This window comes from Actinoplanes sp. HUAS TT8, from assembly GCF_051380535.1.
Taxonomy (GTDB): Bacteria; Actinomycetota; Actinomycetes; order Mycobacteriales; family Micromonosporaceae; genus Actinoplanes.
Genome location: NZ_CP195646.1, coordinates 7259892 through 7279674, shown reverse-complemented (window position 1 = coordinate 7279674; position 19783 = coordinate 7259892). Strand labels below are relative to the sequence as shown.

14 protein-coding genes are annotated in these 19783 nt (G+C 69.3%); 10 read left to right on the top strand and 4 right to left on the bottom strand.

The features are described from left to right. Positions 1 to 44 precede the first annotated feature (44 nt). On the top strand, positions 45 to 2747 hold the full coding sequence (gene polA, locus ACSHV8_RS32125; protein WP_436521845.1) for a DNA polymerase I: 2703 nt from the start codon (positions 45 to 47) through the stop codon (positions 2745 to 2747). Positions 2748 to 2855: 108 nt separating this feature from the next. Continuing rightward, positions 2856 to 3302 carry an ArsR/SmtB family transcription factor gene (locus tag ACSHV8_RS32120; protein WP_436521843.1) on the top strand — a complete coding sequence of 149 codons (447 nt, stop codon included), beginning with the start codon at positions 2856 to 2858 and terminating at the stop codon, positions 3300 to 3302. Between the two features lie 28 nt (positions 3303 to 3330). Here ACSHV8_RS32120 and ACSHV8_RS32115 read toward each other — a convergent pair whose 3' ends face one another. Then, positions 3331 to 4113, bottom strand: a complete 783-nt coding sequence (locus ACSHV8_RS32115; RefSeq protein ID WP_436521841.1) for a class I SAM-dependent methyltransferase — start codon at positions 4111 to 4113, stop codon at positions 3331 to 3333. A gap of 322 nt (positions 4114 to 4435) precedes the next feature. Between ACSHV8_RS32115 and rpsA the strand changes: the two genes are divergently transcribed. The 3 genes from rpsA to uvrB all read left to right on the top strand — a co-directional run bounded on the left by rpsA (position 4436) and on the right by uvrB (position 10425). Next, entirely contained in the window at positions 4436 to 5938 is a 1503-nt protein-coding gene (gene rpsA, locus ACSHV8_RS32110; RefSeq protein WP_189335795.1) for a 30S ribosomal protein S1, read from the top strand. Positions 5939 to 6253: 315 nt separating this feature from the next. Beyond that, positions 6254 to 7438 carry a dephospho-CoA kinase gene (gene coaE, locus ACSHV8_RS32105; protein WP_436521839.1) on the top strand — a complete coding sequence of 395 codons (1185 nt, stop codon included), beginning with the start codon at positions 6254 to 6256 and terminating at the stop codon, positions 7436 to 7438. 884 nt (positions 7439 to 8322) lie between these two features. Then, positions 8323 to 10425 carry an excinuclease ABC subunit UvrB gene (gene uvrB, locus ACSHV8_RS32100; RefSeq protein WP_436521837.1) on the top strand — a complete coding sequence of 701 codons (2103 nt, stop codon included), beginning with the start codon at positions 8323 to 8325 and terminating at the stop codon, positions 10423 to 10425. A 405-nt stretch (positions 10426 to 10830) separates the two neighbouring features. Here the strand turns inward: uvrB and ACSHV8_RS32095 are convergent, their stop codons facing one another. After that, positions 10831 to 11166, bottom strand: coding sequence for an antibiotic biosynthesis monooxygenase family protein (locus ACSHV8_RS32095; protein WP_436521835.1), 336 nt, complete (start codon positions 11164 to 11166; stop codon positions 10831 to 10833). Positions 11167 to 11724: 558 nt separating this feature from the next. Between ACSHV8_RS32095 and ACSHV8_RS32090 the strand changes: the two genes are divergently transcribed. Continuing rightward, a complete protein-coding gene (locus tag ACSHV8_RS32090) occupies positions 11725 to 12726 on the top strand; it encodes a TerC family protein (protein ID WP_436521833.1) in 1002 nt (333 codons plus the stop codon). 166 nt (positions 12727 to 12892) lie between these two features. On the opposite strand, the gene typA is transcribed toward ACSHV8_RS32090, so the two are convergent. Then, positions 12893 to 14755: a translational GTPase TypA gene (typA, locus tag ACSHV8_RS32085; RefSeq protein WP_436521831.1), complete on the bottom strand. Its 1863-nt coding sequence runs from the start codon at positions 14753 to 14755 to the stop codon at positions 12893 to 12895. A 150-nt stretch (positions 14756 to 14905) separates the two neighbouring features. Here typA and ACSHV8_RS32080 point away from each other — a divergent pair, with 150 nt between their 5' ends. Together ACSHV8_RS32080 and ACSHV8_RS32075 are read left to right on the top strand one after the other, a co-directional pair. After that, positions 14906 to 15706 carry a transglycosylase SLT domain-containing protein gene (locus ACSHV8_RS32080; RefSeq protein ID WP_436521829.1) on the top strand — a complete coding sequence of 267 codons (801 nt, stop codon included), beginning with the start codon at positions 14906 to 14908 and terminating at the stop codon, positions 15704 to 15706. A gap of 190 nt (positions 15707 to 15896) precedes the next feature. Then, positions 15897 to 16322 (top strand): uL11 family ribosomal protein, encoded by a 426-nt coding sequence (locus ACSHV8_RS32075; protein ID WP_436521827.1) that lies wholly within the window; start codon positions 15897 to 15899, stop codon positions 16320 to 16322. Between the two features lie 78 nt (positions 16323 to 16400). Here the strand turns inward: ACSHV8_RS32075 and ACSHV8_RS32070 are convergent, their stop codons facing one another. Further along, positions 16401 to 17018 carry an ATP-dependent Clp protease proteolytic subunit gene (locus ACSHV8_RS32070; protein WP_436536994.1) on the bottom strand — a complete coding sequence of 206 codons (618 nt, stop codon included), beginning with the start codon at positions 17016 to 17018 and terminating at the stop codon, positions 16401 to 16403. A gap of 86 nt (positions 17019 to 17104) precedes the next feature. Between ACSHV8_RS32070 and ACSHV8_RS32065 the strand changes: the two genes are divergently transcribed. Beyond that, on the top strand, positions 17105 to 17821 hold the full coding sequence (locus tag ACSHV8_RS32065; RefSeq protein WP_436521825.1) for a GntR family transcriptional regulator: 717 nt from the start codon (positions 17105 to 17107) through the stop codon (positions 17819 to 17821). A gap of 187 nt (positions 17822 to 18008) precedes the next feature. Then, complete coding sequence (locus tag ACSHV8_RS32060) at positions 18009 to 19733, top strand: protein kinase domain-containing protein (protein WP_436521823.1); 1725 nt, start codon at positions 18009 to 18011, stop codon at positions 19731 to 19733. Positions 19734 to 19783 lie beyond the last annotated feature (50 nt).

Genomic DNA, 19783 nt, shown 5'->3' with positions numbered 1-19783 from the left:
GCGGTCGGCGTTTGTGTCGTACCTCGGGTCTAGAGTTCCCAGACGTGAGCGACGACGTGACGACCCCCCGACTGCTGCTGCTCGACGGCCACTCACTGGCCTACCGGGCCTATCACGCGCTGCCGGTGGAGAACTTCTCCACGGTCACCGGGCAGGCGACGAACGCGGTGTTCGGCTTCACGTCGATGTTCATCAACATGCTCCGGGACGAGAAGCCGACCCACATCGTCGTCGCCTTCGACCTCGCCCGGAAGTCCTTCCGCACCGAGAAGTACGCGGAGTACAAGGCCGGCCGCGCCGAGACCCCGGCCCCCTTCCAGGGGCAGGTCAGCCTGATCAAGGAGGTCCTGGAGGCGCTCCGCATCCCGGTCGTGGAGAAGGAGAACTACGAGGCCGACGACGTCATCGCCACCCTGGCCACGCAGGCCCGCGAGGCCGGCATGGAGGTGCTCATCTCCTCCGGCGACCGGGACGCGTTCCAGCTGGCCACCGAGCACGTCACGATCCTCTACCCGGGCCGCGGCGTCTCCGACGTCCGCCGGATGACACCCGCGGCGATCGAGGAGAAGTATTTCGTCCCACCGACCCGCTACCGGGACAAGGCCGCCCTGGTCGGCGAGACCAGCGACAACCTGACCGGTGTGCCCGGCGTCGGTGACAAGACCGCGGCCAAGTGGATCAACGAGTTCGGCGGGCTGGACGGCGTGATCGCCAACGCCGACAAGATCAAGGGCAAGGCCGGTGAGAGCCTGCGCGCCCACCTGGCCGAGGTCATGCGCAACTACGACCTGAACAATCTGGTCCGCGACCTGGAGCTGCCGCTGCGCCCGGAGGACGTGCTCTGGCCGGGGTGGGACCGCGAGGCCGTGCACCAGATCTTCGACGCGCTCGAGTTCCGCGTCCTGCGCGAGCGGCTCTACTCATATCTCGACGCCGTCGAGCCCGAGGCCGAGTCCGGCTTCGACATCGACGGGCGGGTCCTGTCGTCCGGTCAGGTGGCCGGCTGGCTCACCGAGCACGCCGTCGCGGCCCCGGTCGGGGTCGCCGTCACCGGCACCTTCGGCCGCGGCACCGGCCAGGTCACCGGCGTCGCGGTGGCCACCGGCGGCGGTCCGGCGGCCTGGTTCGACCCGGCCGCGCTGGACGAGAGCGACGAGGGCGCGGTCGCCGCCTGGCTCGCCGACCCCGAGCGGCCCAAGGTCATCCACGACGCCAAGCCGGCCCGGCTGGCCTTCCGGGCCCACGGCTGGGCGCTGGAGGGCGTCACCGTCGACACCGCCATGGCGGCCTACCTGGCCAAGCCCGACCAGCGGGCCTACGACCTGACCGACCTGGCCCTGCGTTACCTCAAGCGCGAGCTCAAGGTCGACGCGCCGGTCGCCACCGACGGCCAGCTCGCGCTCTCGTTCGGCGACGAGGAGCCGGACACCGCGGCCGAGGAGGCGGTGATGCTCCGCGCCCGGGCCACCCTCGACCTGGCCGACGTGCTCACCGCCGAGCTGTCCCAGGACGGTGGCGAGTCGCAGCGTCTGCTGGCCGAGGTCGAGCAGCCGCTCTCGGTGGTGCTGGCCGAGATGGAGAGCAAGGGCATCGCCGCCGACACGGACTACCTCTCCGAGCTGGAGGCGCACTTCGGCGGCGAGGTGAAGGCGGCCCAGCAGGCGGCCCACGAGGTGCACGGCCGCGAGTTCAACCTGGGCTCGCCCAAGCAGCTGCAGGAGATCCTCTTCGTCGAGCGCGGCCTGCCCAAGACCAAGAAGATCAAGTCCGGCTACACGACGGATGCGGACGCGCTGCAGGACCTGTTCCTCAAGACCGAGGACCCGCTGCTCGCCCACCTGTTGCGGTATCGGGACATGGCCAAGCTCAAGTCGACGGTGGACGGGCTGCTCAAGTCGGTCTCCGACGACGGGCGCATCCACACCACGTTCAACCAGACGGTCGCCGCGACCGGCCGGCTCTCGTCGACCGATCCGAACCTGCAGAACATCCCGATCCGTACCGAGGAGGGCCGCCGGATCCGTCGCGCCTTCATCGTCGGCAGCGGGTTCGAGCAGCTCATGACCGCGGACTACAGCCAGATCGAGATGCGGATCATGGCCCACCTGTCCGAGGACGAGGCGCTCATCGCCGCGTTCAACTCGGGCGCCGACTTCCACGCGGCCACCGCCTCGTCGGTCTTCCACGTCGAGCTCGGCGACGTCACCGCCGATCAGCGTCGCAAGATCAAAGCAATGAACTACGGCTTGGCGTACGGATTGAGCGCCTACGGCCTGTCCAACCAGCTGACCGTCTCCACCGACGAGGCCAAGGGCCTGATGGACGAGTACTTCGAGCGCTTCGGCGGCGTGAAGGAGTACCTGGAGTCCGTGGTCAAGCAGGCCGGCAAGGACGGCTACACCGCGACCATCCTCGGCCGCCGCCGCTACCTGCCCGACCTGAACAGCGACAACCGTCAGCGGCGCGAGATGGCGCAGCGGATGGCGCTCAACGCCCCGATCCAGGGCTCGGCGGCCGACATCATCAAGGTCGCCATGCTGAACGTGGCCACGGCGCTGCGCCAGTCCGGCCTCACCTCCCGGATGCTGCTGCAGGTCCACGACGAGCTGGTGTTCGAGGTGGCCGCGGGGGAGCGGGAAGCACTGGAGGAGCTGGTCCGGCGGGAGATGGGCGGGGCCTACCCCCTGGCCGTGCCGCTGGAGGTGTCGGTCGGGACCGGACGGGACTGGAACGGGGCCGATCACTGAGCCGTCCGGTCGCACTTCTGGGTGGGATTGGGGTCCGTTCGGGGGGTCCGGGCAGTTTTGGGCACCCCGGGGCCAACACGGTTTGCCCGGATCTGGGACGCTGGACCGATGTCGAGCCGATCGATGTCGATGGAGCAGACCGTGACCCCGGCCGTGCCGCGCGTGACCACCTCGGTCGTCGGGGGGATTCCACGCTCGTCGGAGGGCTTCGACCGGGCCTCCGCCGAGGGCGAGGGCGACGGGGACGGTGTCGGGCTCCGCGTGGCCCCGCTCGAAGCCTCCAGCGCGACGGCGTTCGCGACGATGTTCAAGGCGCTGGGCGACCCGGTCCGGTTGCGGCTGCTGTCGATGATCGCGTCGGCGCCGGACGGTGAGATCTGCGTCTGCGACCTGAGCAGCGCGTTCCACCTGACCGGGCCGACGATCTCGCACCATCTGCGGATCCTGCGCGAGGCCGGGCTGGTGGACAGCGACCGGCGGGGGACGTGGGTCTACTACCGGGCCGTGCCGGCGACCCTGATCCTGCTCGCGGGTTTGCTGCAGACGACGCGCTGACCTTCAGCGGTTCTTCCCGAACCGGGGTTCAGCCCGGCAGATCGCAGACGAAGATCGCGGTGCCCGGGAACAGCCGGCCCCGCAGCGGACTCCACTGCCCCCACGTCTCCTCGTGCCCGTCCGGCCACTCCGGCTCCACGAGATCCCGCAGCACGAACCCGGCCGCGACCAGTTCCCGGATCCGATCCCCGAGCGTCCGGTGCTGTTCGAGGTAGGTGAGCCGCCCCTGCTCGTCCCGCTCCACGTACGGCGACCGGTTGAAGTAGGAGTTGCGGGCGATCAGCCCGCTCTCGTCCGGCTCGTCCCAGAAGATCCACCGCATCGGGTGAGTGACCGAGAACACCCAGCTCCCGCCGGGCCGCAGCACCCGGGCCACCTCACGCATCGCCGCGGCCGAGTCGGCCACGAACGGGATCGCCCCGAACGCCGTGCACACGATGTCGAACGACGCCGCCCGGAACGGCAGGGCCAGCGCGTCGGCCTGGACCAGGGGGACGCCGACCCGGCTGCGCACCGCCGCCTCGGCCGCGTGCTTCAGCATCCCGCCCGAGAGGTCCATGGCCACCGGCTCGGCGCCCTGCACGCGCAACCATCGGGCCCCGGCCGCGGCGCCGGCCCCGAGTTCCAGGATCTTTTTCCCGCGTACGTCGCCGAGAAGCCTCGCGTCGGCCTCACGTACCCGTTCGGGGCACCAGACGAAGTCCACGTCCCCGAGGAAGGCTCCGTGCTCGTCCTGATAGTCGTCGGCGTCCAGGTCCCACCAGGACCGGTTGGCGTGTCTGGTCTCGTCTTCGGCGGGGATCTGAGTCACCCGACCAAGGTACGGTAGGCCCGGCGTGCGTCCTTATTCGGTTCAAAACGGGCATGCTGACGGGTTCTGACCCAACAATGTGCCGCGCTCATCAGGAGGGCTTGCAACCTGTGGTAATGCGCACGGTAAGCTAGTCGATGCGCTCGCGGAACGTGTGCCTCGGCAGGGAGCAGGTTCCACGGTCGCCGGTCTCGGCATGATCGACTGGCAATGATCAACTCCTCCAGGGTTGGGTCGTCTCGTTCGTTCGTGCCGCTTCCGGCGGCAGTTCCGTCGAGCGCGGGAGACACCACGAATCCATCCGTTCGGAGCAACTGTCCACATGACGAGCAGCATCGAGGCCACCTCGAGCGCCAACCGTGTCACCGTCGACGACCTCGGCTCTGAGGAAGCTTTCCTCGCAGCCATCGACGAGACCATCAAGTACTTCAACGACGGCGACATTGTCGAAGGCACCGTCGTCAAGGTCGATCGGGACGAGGTCCTGCTCGACATCGGCTACAAGACCGAGGGCGTCATCCCCTCGCGCGAGTTGTCGATCAAGCATGACGTGGACCCCGCGGAAGTGGTGTCGGTCGGTGACCACATCGAAGCCCTCGTCCTCACCAAGGAGGACAAGGAAGGCCGTCTGATCCTCTCGAAGAAGCGCGCTCAGTACGAGCGGGCTTGGGGCACGATCGAGAAGATCAAGGAAGAGGATGGCGTCGTCCGCGGCTCCGTCATCGAGGTCGTCAAGGGTGGTCTCATCCTGGACATCGGCCTCCGTGGCTTCCTGCCGGCCTCCCTGGTCGAGATGCGTCGCGTCCGCGACCTGCAGCCGTACGTCGGCCGCGAGCTCGAGGCGAAGATCATCGAGCTGGACAAGAACCGCAACAACGTGGTTCTGTCCCGCCGCGCCTGGCTCGAGCAGACGCAGTCCGAGGTTCGCACCGAGTTCCTCAACAAGCTGCAGAAGGGCCAGGTCCGCAAGGGCGTCGTGTCCTCCATCGTCAACTTCGGCGCCTTCGTCGACCTCGGCGGTGTGGACGGCCTCGTGCACGTCTCCGAGCTCTCCTGGAAGCACATCGACCACCCCTCCGAGGTCGTCGAGGTCGGCCAGGAGGTCGAGGTCGAGGTGTTGGACGTCGACCTGGACCGCGAGCGCGTCTCGCTGTCGCTGAAGGCGACCCAGGAAGACCCGTGGCGTCAGTTCGCCCGGACCCACGCGATCAACCAGATCGTGCCGGGCAAGGTCACCAAGCTCGTTCCGTTCGGCGCGTTCGTCCGCGTCGACGACGGCATCGAGGGCCTGGTGCACATCTCCGAGCTGGCCGAGCGTCACGTCGAGCTGCCCGAGCAGGTCGTCCAGGTGGGTTCGGACGTTCTGGTCAAGGTCATCGACATCGACCTGGAGCGCCGCCGGATCTCGCTGTCGCTCAAGCAGGCCAACGAGGGCTTCGTCGAGGGCGAGGAGCACTTCGACCCGACCCTCTACGGCATGGCCGCGACGTACGACGCCGAGGGCAACTACATCTACCCCGAGGGCTTCGACCCCGAGACGGGTGAGTGGCTCGAGGGCTTCGAGAAGCAGCGCGAGACCTGGGAGAAGCAGTACGCGGACGCCCGCGAGCGCTGGGAGGCCCACACCAAGCAGGTGCAGGCGTCCCGCGACGCCGACGCCGAGGCCGCGCTCAACCCGGCTCCGGCCGGCGGCGTGACCACGTCGTCCTCCACCACGTCGAGCTCGTCGGCCCCGGCGCGCTCGGCCGAGGAGCCCGCGGGCACCCTGGCCACCGACGAGGCTCTCGCCGCCCTGCGCGAGAAGCTGGCCGGCGGCAAGAGCTGACCTGCCCGGTTGCTCCGGTAACGCCCTGAGATAGACCGTCCCGGCTCCGGCCGGGGCGGTCTTTCCGTTTTCCCGCCGAAGATCACATTCAAGATCTTCATTGCCTATCTACGCTGTGGTCCCGATCGTCGCTCCCGCGGGGACCCTTCCGACCCTCGCAGGGCGCTGGCGCGCCCAGAACGCGAGGCCCGAAAGGGCGATCTGCGTGGGTGGGCACGGTCAAACCGCAAAACCCGGTCGCCGTCCCGCCGAGTTCGCCGAGTCGTGACCCGGGCTCACCGCGCCGTCCGCGGGTGGCACCGGGATACTGAACCCATGCTGATGATCGGGCTCACGGGTGGCATCGGCGCGGGCAAGAGTGCCGTCTCGGCACGGCTGGCCGAGCGCGGTGCCGTGATCATCGACGCCGACCGGCTGGCCCGTGAGGTCGTCGAGCCGGGCACCGACGGGCTGGCCGAGATCGTGGCCACGTTCGGGACGGGCGTGCTCACTCCCGAGGGGGCGCTGGACCGGCCGGCCCTGGGGGCGAAGGTCTTCGGCGACGACGAGGCCCGCCGCAAGCTGGAGCGGATCATCCACCCGCGCGTCCGGGCCCGTACGGCCGAGCTGGTCAAGGCCGCGCCGCCGGACGCGATCGTCGTCAACGACGTGCCGCTGCTGGTCGAGACCGGGCTGGCCCCGACGTACCATATGGTGATTGTCGTCACAGCCGACAGTGCCGTGCGGACCCGGCGCCTCGTCCGCGACCGTGGCATGTCCGAGGCCGAGGCCGCCGCCCGGATCGCCGCGCAGGCCGACGACGCCACCCGGCAGGCCGCGGCCGACGTGCTCCTGCCCAATGAGGACGATCTGCCCGCGCTGCACGCCCGCGTCGACGCCCTGTGGCGGGACCGCCTGGTCGACTTCGAATGCAACCTGCGGCTCGGCCGATCCGCCCGCAAGAGCCCTGACCTGCGCATCGTCCCGTCCGACCCGGCCTGGGGGCCGGCCGCCGCCCGGCTGATCGCCCGGATCCGGCACCACCTCGACGGCGCCGAGGTCCATCACATCGGATCGACCGCGGTGCCCGGTCTGCCCGCCAAGGACATCATCGACCTCATGCTTTCGGTACGGACCCTGGCCGCGGCCGACGCCCTCAGCGGTCGCCTCGCCGCCGCCGGGTTCCCGCCCCGATCCGGCGACTGGGTCGACAACGCGCGCGGCCTGCCCGGGGTGACGTGGCCGAAACGGATGCACGGCTCGGCCGATCCGGGCCGCCCGATGATCCTGCACGTGCGGGTCGCCGGCTCCCCGGGCTGGCGGTTCGCCCTGCTCATGCGCGACCACCTGCGCGCGGTCCCGGCAGCCCGGGACACCTACGCGGCGGCCAAGGCCGAGCTGGCGCTGCGCCACGCCGACCGCGCCGGTTACGCCGAGGCCAAGGAACCCTGGTTCGACGACGAGGCCCGCGCAGCCGACGACTGGGCCCTCGCCACCGGCTGGCAGCCCCCCACGTCCTGATCCCCGCCCACCCGGCTTCCGCCCGGCAGCCGCCTCGCGTCCTGAGCGCCAGCCGAGTCCGTGAGCCGCGGCTGGGGCTTGTGGGGCGGCGAGGTCGCGGCGTTGATGCTGGTCCGGCGTCGCGGCGCGGGTTGCGGGCCCCGGCTGGCGCTGAGGGTTGTGTCCGGCTGTTTTTACAGCCCTCAGCGCCAGCCGAGCCCCGGGAGTCGCGGCTGGGGCTTGTGGGGCGGCGAGGTCGCGGCGTTGATGCTGGTCCGGCGTCGCGGCGCGGGTTGCGGGCCCGGCTGGTGCTCAGGGCTGTGTCCGGCTGGTTTTGGAGCCCTCAGCGCCAGCCGATGGGCGGGCGTCGCGGCTGCTGCCGGTGTGGGTGCGGCGTCGCGGGGCCGCTCACACGGATCGGGGTGTGTGTGGTCCCGCGGTTGGGCGGGTTTGTTGCTCTGAGCGTGACCAAAAGACCACGTCGCCCTTGCGGGCCTCGCGTTCTGGCCGCGCCAGCGGCCTGCGAGGGTCGGAAGGGTCCCCGCGGGAGCGACGGTCTGTACCCCGGCGGACCGGGGCAATGAAGAATGTGATCTTCGGGTTGAGGGGTTTGCGGCGCTCGCGGCGGCCGGTCGGCATGCTGCGCGACCCTCGCGGGTGCGCGCGCCGGAGGCCGGGGCGCATCGACCGCGATGCGGCGCGGCTGGACCGTAGGATGGTCCCGACCGCGCACGTCGGCCGCCGCGAGCGGCCTACCCCGCCAGGGTAGGGGGCGGTGGAAAGCGCCGACAATGGCGCGCGGCGCGGCCGAATGTGCACCATCGGCACGGCCGGGGCGACAGGCGCACACGGCGGGTCGCGGGCGCTGCCGGAACTTGTCATACCCCCGACGTACGGTGGTGGGCATGGCGCTCGACATCCCACGACTCGACGGCCGGTTCGAGGTCATCAGCGACTACAAACCGGCCGGTGACCAGCCCGCGGCAATCGACGAACTGGAACGACGGGTCCGCAACGGCGACCTGCACACCGTGCTGCTCGGCGCCACCGGCACCGGCAAGAGCGCGACGACGGCCTGGCTGATCGAGCGGCTGCAGCGGCCGGCGCTGGTCCTCGCGCCGAACAAGACGCTCTGCGCCCAGCTCGCCAAGGAGTTCCGCGAGCTGATGCCCAACAACGCCGTCGAATATTTCGTCAGCTATTACGACTACTACCAGCCTGAGGCCTATATCGCTCAGACCGACACCTACATCGAGAAGGACTCGTCGGTCAACGAGGAGGTCGAGCGGCTCCGGCACTCGGCCACCATGTCGCTGCTGACCCGGCGCGACACGATCGTGGTGGCCACGGTCAGCGCGATCTACGGCCTGGGCACCCCGCAGGAGTACATCGAGCGGGCGGTCAAGGTGAAGGTCGGCGGCGAGATCGACCGGGACAAGCTGCTGCGCCGGCTGGTCGACATTCAGTACACGCGTAACGACGTCGCCTTCCAGCGCGGCACGTTCCGGGTGCGCGGCGACACGCTGGAGATCATCCCGGCCTACGAGGAGCTGGCCGTCCGGGTCGAGCTCTTCGGCGACGAGGTGGAGAAGCTCTACTATCTGCACCCGCTCACCGGCGAGGTGGTCCGCGAGGTCGACGAGCTGATCATCTTCCCGGCGACGCACTACGTGGCCGGCCCGGAGCGGATGGAGCGGGCGATCCGCGACATCGAGGCCGAGCTGGCCGAGCGGCTGGCCGAGCTGGAGCGCCAGGGCAAGCTGCTGGAGGCGCAGCGGCTGCGGATGCGCACGACCTACGACATCGAGATGATGCGCCAGGTCGGCTTCTGCAACGGCATCGAGAACTATTCGATGCACATGGACGGCCGTCAGCCCGGCGATCCGGCGTACACGTTGCTCGACTACTTCCCGGACGACTTCGTCACCGTCATCGACGAGTCGCACGTCACGGTCCCGCAGATCGGCGGGATGTACGAGGGCGACGCCTCCCGGAAACGGATCCTGATCGAGCACGGGTTCCGGCTGCCCAGCGCCGCCGACAACCGGCCGCTGCGGTGGGACGAATTCCTGGAACGGGTCGGCCAGATGGTCTTCCTCTCCGCGACCCCGGGCAACTGGGAGATGGAGAAGGCGCAGGGCGAGTTCGTCGAGCAGGTGATCCGGCCCACCGGCCTGGTCGACCCGCAGGTCGTGGTGAAACCGACCAAGGGCCAGATCGACGACCTGATGCACGAGATCCAGCTGCGGACCGCGAAGGACGAGCGCGTCCTGGTCACCACGCTCACCAAGAAGATGGCCGAGGACCTGACCGACTATCTGCTGGAGAACGGGATCCGGGTGCGGTATCTGCACTCCGAGGTGGACACGCTGCGCCGGGTCGAGCTGCTCAAGGAGTTGCGCAAGGGCGACTACGACGTGCTGGTCGGCATCAACCTGCTCCGGGAGGGCCTCGACCTGCCCGAGGTGTCGCTGGTCGCCATCCTCGACGCGGACAAGGAGGGCTTCCTGCGCAGCGGGCGGTCCCTGATCCAGACCATCGGCCGGGCCGCGCGAAACGTGTCCGGCGAGGTCCACATGTATGCGGACAAGATCACGCCGTCGATGCGGAGCGCGATCGAGGAGACGGACCGGCGTCGCGCCAAGCAGATCGCCCACAACGAGGCCAACGGGATCGTGCCGCAGGCCCTCCGCAAGAAGATCCACGACATCCTGGACGACATCTACCGCGACGCCGAGGACACCGACGCGATGGTCGGCGGCGCCGGTCGCCAGATGTCGCGCGGCAAGGCCCCGGTGCCGGAGACCCGTTCCAAGGCCCGCGGTTCGTCCGGCCCGGCCCGGGAAGGGATGGCGCGGGCCGAGCTGGCGCAGCTCATCCAGGATCTGAACGATCAGATGCTGGGGGCGGCGCGGGAGCTGCAGTTCGAGCTGGCGGCCCGGATCCGGGACGAGATCGGCGAACTCAAGAAGGAACTGCGGGGGATGGACGCGGCCGGGGTGAAGTAGGACGCGCGGTTCCGGCGCCGGCGCTGCATCCGCCCGGCGCCGGTCCCGCCTGCCTGCGCTGTCGGCTCTGCCCAGGGCGGCCGGGTTCGATGGTGCGGGTTCGATGGTGCGGGTCCGGGAGGACAAGTGGGGGCGACTCTGTGATCCAGCGCGGCCGGCGATCCCCTGGTCCGGCACTTCGGATAGGTCACTTCCCGGACCCGCCTGACCAGGATAATCCCTGTTGAGCCGTCCGTACACGGGCAAGCGTGGTCCTGCCGCGATGCGACGATCGTGCCGGTCGTGGCGCCTCTCGCCGCGCCTGCCGGGTCCAGCCGCGGCGGTTTTGCCGGCGGTCACACCGCTGCAGCAGCTAGGGGTGATCATGCCGGGCCGTGGCCGGTCGGGCGACTGCGGCGGCGTGGGTCAGCCGGCGAAGAAGTCGTGGTCCGGGTCGGGGCGGCCGGCGTGCTCGGGCAGCTCCGTGAAGTACTCGGCCAGCGGAGGCTTGGCCAGCGTCGCCGCGATCAGGGCGCGCCACTGGGCGTTGCGTTCGCTGCGCCGGAAGTTGTGGTCCTGCGCGTCCATGGAATCCCATTCGACCAGCAGGGCGAACCGGGTCGCCGATTCGGTGCCGCGCTTCAGTCGCAGGCCGCGACAGCCCTCGGCGCCCGCGATCAGCGGACGGGCGAGCTGGTAGGCGGCGATGAAGTCGTGCTCCCGGCCGGGTAAGACGTCGATTAGCGTGACTTCGAGGATCATGCCCGCAAGCGTCCCATACGCACCAGATGGCCAGCTTACTAGGATGCTTGAGGCCCGGCGAGGTCGAGGACGGCGACGTGAGTGAAACGGGCGATGCCCCTTCCCGGTCGTTGCATCGGACTGACCGCCCCCGATGCCCCGCCGACCGTGTCACCTCACCCTCTGATGTGGTCCGAGTGCACAATGTCGCAGGTGGAAGCCCTGTGGCCCGGCGGGCCGAGGGTAAAAACCAGGTAGCGCCAGAATTACGTACCGGTAATGCCTGCCCTGAGTGGTTTGGCCGGCGAGCCGGGCCACTCTTCGCCGCCCGGTGTGTCGATCGGGCCCCGGATGCGCAACAATGGTTGTGTGGGAGGGGAGTATTCCCCCGCTCCGGTCTCGTCAACACGGAACACTCGGCTGGGTGACCAGCCGATGTGAACCCGGGGCCGGGGGTCGCGATCAGTTCTCGCGGCGGAAGAGACCTCCGACAGTCGCACGTCGCTGCACTTTTTCCGGGACTTTGCCAAAAGTTCGTGAGAGGGCGCAGCGACGACACGTGTCTGCCGGAGGTTCACGTTGAACGTTTCAGCCTGGGTTTGGCTCGCCACGTTGGTGGCGCTGGTGGCCGTCCTCGCCGTCGATCTCTTGATCATCGGGCGACGGCCGCACGAGCCGACCATGAAAGAGGCCAGTGGCTGGGTGGCCTTCTACGTCGGGCTGGCTCTGCTCTTCGGGGTGGGTGTCTGGGCGGTTTCCGGTGGTCAGGCCGCGGGTGAGTTCTACACCGGCTGGCTCACGGAGTATTCGCTGAGCGTCGACAACCTGTTCGTCTTCGTCATCATCATGGGCCGGTTCGCGGTGCCCCGCCGCTATCAGCAGAAGGTTCTGCTGATCGGCATCGTGCTCGCGCTGGTCATGCGGGGTGCATTCATCGCCGCCGGTGCGGCGCTGATCTCGCAGTTCTCCTGGGTGTTCTACATCTTCGGGGCGTTCCTGGTCTACACGGCGATCACGCTGGTGAAGAACGGTGAGGGCGACGAGGAGGACTTCAAGGAGAACGTGCTGATCCGCTGGGCGAAGCGGGCGCTGCCGCTCTCCTCGTCGTTCGGCGACGGGCAGTTCCGGGTGGTCACCGCGGCCGGCAAGCGGCTCTTCACCCCGATGCTGATCGTGATGATCGCGATCGGCACGACCGACCTGATCTTCGCGCTCGACTCGATCCCGGCGATCTTCGGGATCACCAAGGAGCCGTACCTGGTCTTCACCGCGAACGTGTTCGCGCTGATGGGCCTGCGCCAGCTCTACTTCCTGCTCGGCGGCCTGCTGGAGCGCCTGGTCTACCTGAACATCGGGCTCGCCGTGGTCCTCGCGTTCATCGGCGTCAAGCTCTTCCTCGAAGCCTTGCACACGAACAACCTGGACTTCATCAACGGCGGTCACGGCCTGCACTGGGCGCCGGAGATCCCGATCTGGCTGTCCCTGTTGGTGATCCTGGGCACGCTCGGCATCGCCACGGTCGCCAGCCTGGCCAAGTCCGCCAAGGACCGCAAAAGGGAACTCGTGACCACCGGGCACTGAAACCCGCAAAAACCGATTATTCGGTACGGACGTAGCACCGCCCCGAGCCCGGACGACCTCTGTCGTCCGGGCTCGCGCCGTCTCCCACGCGAGCGGCCGTACGGGAAATGAGAAACGCCCCCGCAGCGAGGCGGGGGCGAATCAGCGGCCGTGAGCGGCTGCTTCCTTACTGGTGCTTGCGGCGTGCCGCGGCGCGGCCGCGGGCGTTCTGGTCGAGAACGACCTTGCGGATGCGGATCGCCGACGGGGTGACCTCGACGCACTCGTCCTCGCGGCAGAACTCGAGGGACTGCTCCAGCGACAGCTTGCGCGGCGGGATCAGCTTCTCGGTGTTGTCCGCGCTGGCCGCGCGCATGTTGGTGAGCTTCTTCTCCTTGGTGATGTTGACGTCCATGTCGTCCTCGCGAGAGTTCTCACCGACGATCATGCCCTCGTACACCTCGGTGGTGGGCTCGACGAACAGCTGGCCGCGCTCCTGGATGTTGGTCATCGCGAAGCCGGTGACCACGCCGGCCCGGTCGGCCACGAGGGAACCGTTCTGCCGGGTGCGGAGCTCGCCGAACCACGGCTCGTGGTCCTCGTACAGGTGGTGCATGATGCCGGTGCCGCGGGTCTCGGTGAGGAACTCGGTGCGGAAGCCGATCAGGCCACGCGCCGGGACCAGCCACTCCATGCGCAGCCAGCCGGTGCCGTGGTTGGTCAGGTGCTCCATCCGGCCCTTGCGGGTGGCCAGCAGGGTGGTGATGGCGCCCATGTACTCGTCGGGAGCGTCGATGGTCAGGCGCTCGACCGGCTCGTGGACCTTGCCGTCGATGGTCTTGGTGACCACCTGCGGCTTGCCGACGGTCAGTTCGTACGACTCGCGGCGCATCTGCTCGACCAGGATGGCCAGGGCGAGCTCGCCACGGCCCTGGACCTCCCAGGCGTCCGGACGCTCGGTGTTCAGGACACGGAGCGACACGTTGCCGATCAGCTCCTTGTCGAGCCGGTCCTTGACCATGCGGGCGGTGACCTTGGCGCCCTTGACCTTGCCGACCAGCGGCGAGGTGTTGGTGCCGATGACCATGGAGATGGCCGGCTCGTCGACCGTGATCAGCGGCAGCGGCTTCGGGTCCTCCGCGTCGGCCAGCGTCTCACCGATCATGATCTCGGGGATGCCGGCGACGGCCATGATGTCGCCCGGGCCGGCGCTCTCGGCCGGCTTGCGCTCCAGGCCCTCGGTGATGAGCAGCTCGGAGATCCGGACGTTGGAGATCGTGCCGTCGGTCTTGCACCAGGCGACGGTCTGACCCTTGCGGATCGTGCCCTCGTGCACCCGGCACAGCGCGAGACGGCCGAGGAACGGCGACGCGTCCAGGTTGACGACGTGCGCCTGCAGCGGCGCGCCCTCGGTGTAGGTCGGGGCCGGGATGGTGTTGAGGATCGTGGAGAACAGCGGCTCCAGGTCGGCGCTGTCGCTCGGGACGGCGCCGTCGGCCGGCTGGTTCAGCGAGGCGATGCCGTCGCGGGCGCAGGCGTAGACGATCGGGAACTCGATCTGGTCCTCGTCCGCGTCGAGGTCGAAGAAGAGCGCGTACGTGTCGTCGACGACCTCCTTGATCCGCGCGTCCGGCCGGTCCACCTTGTTGATGACCAGGATGATCGGCAGCTTGGCGGAGAGCGCCTTGCGCAGCACGAAGCGGGTCTGCGGCAGCGGGCCCTCGGACGCGTCGACCAGCAGCACGACGCCGTCGACCATGGTCAGGCCGCGCTCGACCTCACCACCGAAGTCGGCGTGGCCCGGGGTGTCGATGATGTTGATGACGACCGGCTCGCCCTCGGCCGGCCGGTAGCTGATCGCGGTGTTCTTGGCGAGAATGGTGATGCCCTTTTCCCGCTCCAGGTCCATGGAGTCCATGGCGCGTTCGGCCATCTCTCCACGTGCGTGGGACTGACCGCCCTGTCGGAGCATGGCGTCGACCAGGGTGGTTTTGCCATGGTCGACGTGAGCGATAATGGCGACATTACGGAGGTCGGTGCGGGTCTGCATGCCTCTATTGTCCCCGGCTCAGGTTGCGATCAGTGACACGGGGTCAAGTCCAGAACCTTGGGATCGTTTGGGCGATTTGCGGGCCCCCACGGTCGGATCTTTCACTGTTAACGTTCCTCGTCGATGCTCGTACGGGGAAGGGTTTCGTCGATGAAGGTTCGGTTGCTGGCAGTTGCCGCGATACTCATGGTCACCTCCGGGTGCGGTCTGATCGGTGGTGGGGACGACAAGGCGTCCGGCACCACCCCGGTGGTGGTCGAGCCGGCGCCGACCGAGGAGTCGCCGACTCCGGAGGAGACGACCCCGGAGCCGGAGGAGACGACCTCGTCCCCGACTCCGAAGCCGTCCAGGACCTCGAAGAAGCCGACGTCGAAACCGTCGCCGACCGGGCCGGTGAACAACTTCGAGGTGTCCGCCTGCTCCACGACCAAGGGCAAGCCGGTGGCCAAGAGCAAGGTCAAGGCCACGCTGAGGACCGCGGCCGGCAAGATCTACTGGACCAACGAGGCGCCTCAGCTGAAGCTGAACTACCCGCTGGTCAAGGCGATCTCCTGGCACGAGAGCGGCTGGCAGACCAACGTCTTCAACTGTGACGGCGGTCAAGGCCTGATGCAGCTCATGCCCGACACCGTCAGCATGATCAACAGCCGGTTCGGGCTGAGCTACAACGTGTCGAACTACACGGAGAACGCGACCGCCGGGGCCAACTACATCGCCTGGCTGACGCGGTACATGTCACAGAAGGCGTTCAACAACGACAAGACGTTCGACCTGAGCCCGAGCAAGTGCAAGACGCACAGTTCGTGGTGCCTGCTCAACCTGGTCATCTCCGCGTACCAGTTCGGCCCGGCCGACGTGCTGGCCAACATCAAGACCAAGAAACTGCCGAACCCGGAGTACGTCGACTCGGTGCGCTCGCTGATGACGTCCTGCTTCTGCGACCAGTACTGACCTGATCCGGGGCGGTCCCGAGGTGGTCGGAACCGCGAGGTAGACTGGTCGGCGGACCCGAGACCCCGCCTACCAGCCGTTTTGACCCTCTAGTCATGGCGGTAGTAAGGTCTCGGGGTTGTCGTGTGTCGTTGATGCTGGCGAGCTGCGTTTGTCTCGGCCCGCAGCTCACCCTAAGGAGCCTTACCCGATGCCTCCCAAGAAGAAGACCCATGAGGTAACCCTCGCGCTTGAGGCGGGTAACGCCGCGATGGTCGACCTCGGTAAGATGCTCGGCCCGACCGGTGCCAACATGCGCGCCGTCAAGGTCGAGTACGACGAGGCCACGTCGAAGAACCGGGGCGAGATCATCCCGGTCATCGTTTCGGTCTACGAGGACCGCAGCCACACGCTGGCCTACAAGACCCCGCCGACCAGCTTCCTCATTCGCAAGACCCTGGGGATCCAGTCCGGCGCGTCGAACCCGCTGACCCAGAACGTCGGCACCCTCAGCGCCACCCAGGTCAAGGAGATCGCCGAGCGTAAGCTCCCCGACCTCAACGCGAACGACCTGGACGCCGCCATGAAGATCGTGGCCGGCACCGCGCGTTCGATGGGCGTCAAGGTCGCTTCCTGACCCAGCGCTTCCGGAACGGCCCCGAGCTCCGGCTCGGGGCCGTTTCCCGTTCCCGGCCGGCTTTCCGGGTGCCCGCGGTCAGCGGGCCTTGGGGGTGATGAGTTCGTCGAGCAGGCCGTAGTCGAGGGCTTCGGCCGCGGTCAGGGAACGGCCGGCGGAGAGATCGTCCTCGACGCGGCTGCGGGGCCGGCCGGTGACCTCGGCCAGGCGGACGACGATCTCCTCCAGCTCGCGCAGGTGCTGGCCGGCGGCGGCCGCCACCTCGTCGGCGGTGCCGGTGACGCCGGCCGCGCGGGGCTCGGTGAGTTTGAAGCGGGCGTGCCGGTACGCCGCGCGGCGGTCGGCCGCGGTCAGGACGGCCAGGGCGGCACCGCCCGCCTCGGCGGTGACCAGGGCGTGGACCGGGGACACCAGGGCGTCGATGACGTCGACGACGGCCAGCGCGGCGCTCAGGTCGCCGCCCGGGCAGGCCACGTGGAGCTGGATCGGGGCCTGGCCGGCCGCGTCCAGGGTGAGCAGCGCGGCCGAGATCGAGGTCGATGCGTCGCTGGTCAGCTGGCCGCGCAGCATCACGATGCGCTGGTCGAAGAGTCGCTCCTCGAGCCAGCCGGGGAAACCGGGGCCGCCCGACGGCATCGGGTAGGGCTGGCTCGGCTGGTGCGGCGGAAAGCCCCACCGGGACGGGTCATGTCGCATACTCACGGGCGCCTCCGCGATCACAGCGTCTGGGGCCAGCGTACGCGCGAAATCTGCCGATAACCGGGAGCCGTTAGGGTCCGGACATGTCCGGACCTCGCCGCCGATCCGCGCTGCTGGCGCGTCTGGCGGACCGCCCGGCCGGCAGTGTGCGCAGCGCGATCGTGGACGACCTGCGGGCGATCATCCTGTACGGCGAGGTGCCGCCCGGCTCGGCGATACCGGTGGACGCGGTCGCGGCGGCGTTCGGGGTGAGCCGGATTCCCGTACGGGAAGCTCTGATGACCTTGATCGGTGAAGGTCTTGTGGATCATCGGGTGAACGGTGGCTACCGGGTGGCGATGATGACCGCCGGTGAGTTCAGTGAGATCTACCTGGTCCGGGAGGCGCTGGAGTCGGCCGCCCTGCGCGCGGCGGTGGAGCGGGCGACCGAGGACGACGATCGGCAGGCGCGGGCCGCGTTGCGGGCGCTGGACGTGGCGATCGAGGGCGACGACGGGGGTACGGCGTATCACGTCGAGAGCCGCCGGTTCCATCTCGCGTTGATCCGTCCGTGCCGGATGCGCCGCCTGCTTCACATGCTGGAGTCGGCCTGGAACATGACCGAGCCGCTGCGCCCGATGTCGCATCTGACCGCTCCGGAGCGGGAGTTGCTGCACTCGGACCACGCCGGGATGCTCGCCGCTTTTCTGCGCCGGGACGCCGACGGGCTGGCCCACTCGTGCGCCGGTCATCATCACCGTCTGCAAGGGTTCATCTCCGAACTGCCGCAGCACACCGGACTCTTCGCCGAGGGAGACTGATTTCACACTGTCCACAGTGTGGGATGCAGCGCGGCAAATCGACGTCGCGGGCGCCCGTGGGAGCGCTCCTGGCCTGCTGCTCCAGTCTCGTGACCGGGGTTCATGCGTTCGATTGACGATCGATTGACGTGTACGGAGCGTCGCGTCGCTGACATCCGGAACCGATCAAGGCCGGTAGCGTGCCGCCGTGCTGATCGCAGAACGTTACCGCCTGGTAGGCCCGTTGGGTCAGGGCGGCATGGGCCGCGTCTGGGCGGCCCGGGACGAGCTCCTCGGCCGGGACGTGGCGATCAAGGAGCTCGTGCCGCCGGCCGGGCTCACCGAGGCCGAGCTACGGGCACTGCGCGAGCGGTCGATCCGGGAGGCCCGCGCGATCGCCCGGGTCGACCAGGCCAACGTGGTCCGGGTCTTCGACGTGGTGTTCGACTCGGGCGAGCCGTGGATCGTGATGGAGCTCGTGCCGTCCCGCTCGCTCTACGACGTCATCCAGGCCGAGGGCCCGATGGCGCCCGAGCGGGTGGCCCGGATCGGGCTGGGCGTGCTCGCCGCGTTGCGGGCGGCCCACCGGGTCGGCCTGCTGCACCGGGACGTGAAGCCGGGCAACGTGCTGATGGCCTACGACGGGCGGGTCGTGCTGACCGACTTCGGGCTGGCCAGCGCGGCCGGGGATTCGAGCATGACCAGCACCGGGGTGGTGCTCGGCTCGCCGTCCTACCTTGCCCCGGAGCGCGCACTGGACCAGGAGCTGACCGCGGCGGCCGACCTGTGGTCGCTCGGCGCGACGCTGTACGCGGCGGTCGAGGGACGGCCGCCCTACGCGAAGTCGTCCCCGCTGGCCACGCTGGCGGCACTGGCCACCGAGCTGCCGGCGCCGCCGGAACGGGCCGGCGTGCTGCGCCCGGCGCTGGTCGGGCTGTTGCAGCGGGACCCGGCCCAGCGGGCGGACGGGGAGGCGGCCCAGCGGTTGCTGCTCGACGCCGCCGCGGGCGGGCGGCCGGGGCAGTTCAGCCGTCAGTTCAGCGAGCGCATCTTCGCCGGTCCGACCGAGCAGGTGCCGGTCGTGGCCGTACGGCCGACGGCCGTGACCCCGACCGCGGCGCAGCCGGCGGCGGGCCGCGGACCGGTGGCCGGCAGCGAGCCGGTCACCGCACCGGACCTGCCGTCGCCCACCGTGCGGCCCGAGCCCGCGGAGAAACCGGCCGACCGGCCGGCCGAACGCCCCCGCTGGCGCCGCCGCAGCCTGATCGCCGCCGCGATCGTCCTGGTCGCGGCCGGCGTCGGCGCCGGCTCGCTGCTGGCCGGGGACGGCGACAGATCGGAGGCGCAGGAGCCCGGCGCGGTCTGGATCGCCTCCGACCCGGCACTGGCCGGCGGCACGGCCCCGCCCGCCGCGGCGCCGTCCCGCAACGCCGCGCCCTCGCCCGGCCCGAAGGGGAGCCGGCCGAGCGGCAAACCGTCCACGAAGCCGGCCGTGACCGTGACCGTGACGGTGACCGTCCCCGGCGGTGCCACGCCGCCCGCGACCGGTACCACCACCGCGGCCACCTCGTCCGGCCGGCCGATCCTGAGCCACGGCACCGGGACCTGCCTCTACGCGCCCGGCACGACCGGCTCGATCCAGCTCTGGGCGTGCGGCTCGACCGACCCGTTCCGGTTCAGCTTCCCGTCCGACGGCACGATGCGGGTCCGCGGGAAGTGCGCGCAGATCGACAGCACCGGCAACGGCGCCCAGCTGCACCTGGCCACCTGCACCGGCGGGAACAACCAGCAGTTCAACTACAACAGCGCGTCGGACCTGACCAGCGGCTGGGCCGACAAGTGCGTCGACATCCCGGACAGCAGCACCGCCAACGGTGTGGTCGCACAGATCTGGGAGTGCTCGGGCAACGACAACCAGAAGTGGACCTGGTGAAGATATACAGTTCCGCTCATCGACCGGAAACACCTGGTTCCTAGCGTGTT

What these genes read in the sequence shown, in the direction of transcription:
- ACSHV8_RS32095 (WP_436521835.1), bottom strand. Translation starts at nt 11,166, where the DNA reads ATGATCCTCGAAGTCACGCTAATCGACGTCTTACCCGGCCGGGAGCAC.
- ACSHV8_RS32080 (WP_436521829.1), top strand. Translation starts at nt 14,906, where the DNA reads ATGAAGGTTCGGTTGCTGGCAGTTGCCGCGATACTCATGGTCACCTCC.
- ACSHV8_RS32070 (WP_436536994.1), bottom strand. Translation starts at nt 17,018, where the DNA reads ATGCGACATGACCCGTCCCGGTGGGGCTTTCCGCCGCACCAGCCGAGC.
- ACSHV8_RS32075 (WP_436521827.1), top strand. Translation starts at nt 15,897, where the DNA reads ATGCCTCCCAAGAAGAAGACCCATGAGGTAACCCTCGCGCTTGAGGCG.
- typA (WP_436521831.1), bottom strand. Translation starts at nt 14,755, where the DNA reads ATGCAGACCCGCACCGACCTCCGTAATGTCGCCATTATCGCTCACGTC.
- ACSHV8_RS32120 (WP_436521843.1), top strand. Translation starts at nt 2,856, where the DNA reads ATGTCGAGCCGATCGATGTCGATGGAGCAGACCGTGACCCCGGCCGTG.
- uvrB (WP_436521837.1), top strand. Translation starts at nt 8,323, where the DNA reads ATGGCGCTCGACATCCCACGACTCGACGGCCGGTTCGAGGTCATCAGC.
- coaE (WP_436521839.1), top strand. Translation starts at nt 6,254, where the DNA reads ATGCTGATGATCGGGCTCACGGGTGGCATCGGCGCGGGCAAGAGTGCC.
- rpsA (WP_189335795.1), top strand. Translation starts at nt 4,436, where the DNA reads ATGACGAGCAGCATCGAGGCCACCTCGAGCGCCAACCGTGTCACCGTC.
- ACSHV8_RS32065 (WP_436521825.1), top strand. Translation starts at nt 17,105, where the DNA reads ATGTCCGGACCTCGCCGCCGATCCGCGCTGCTGGCGCGTCTGGCGGAC.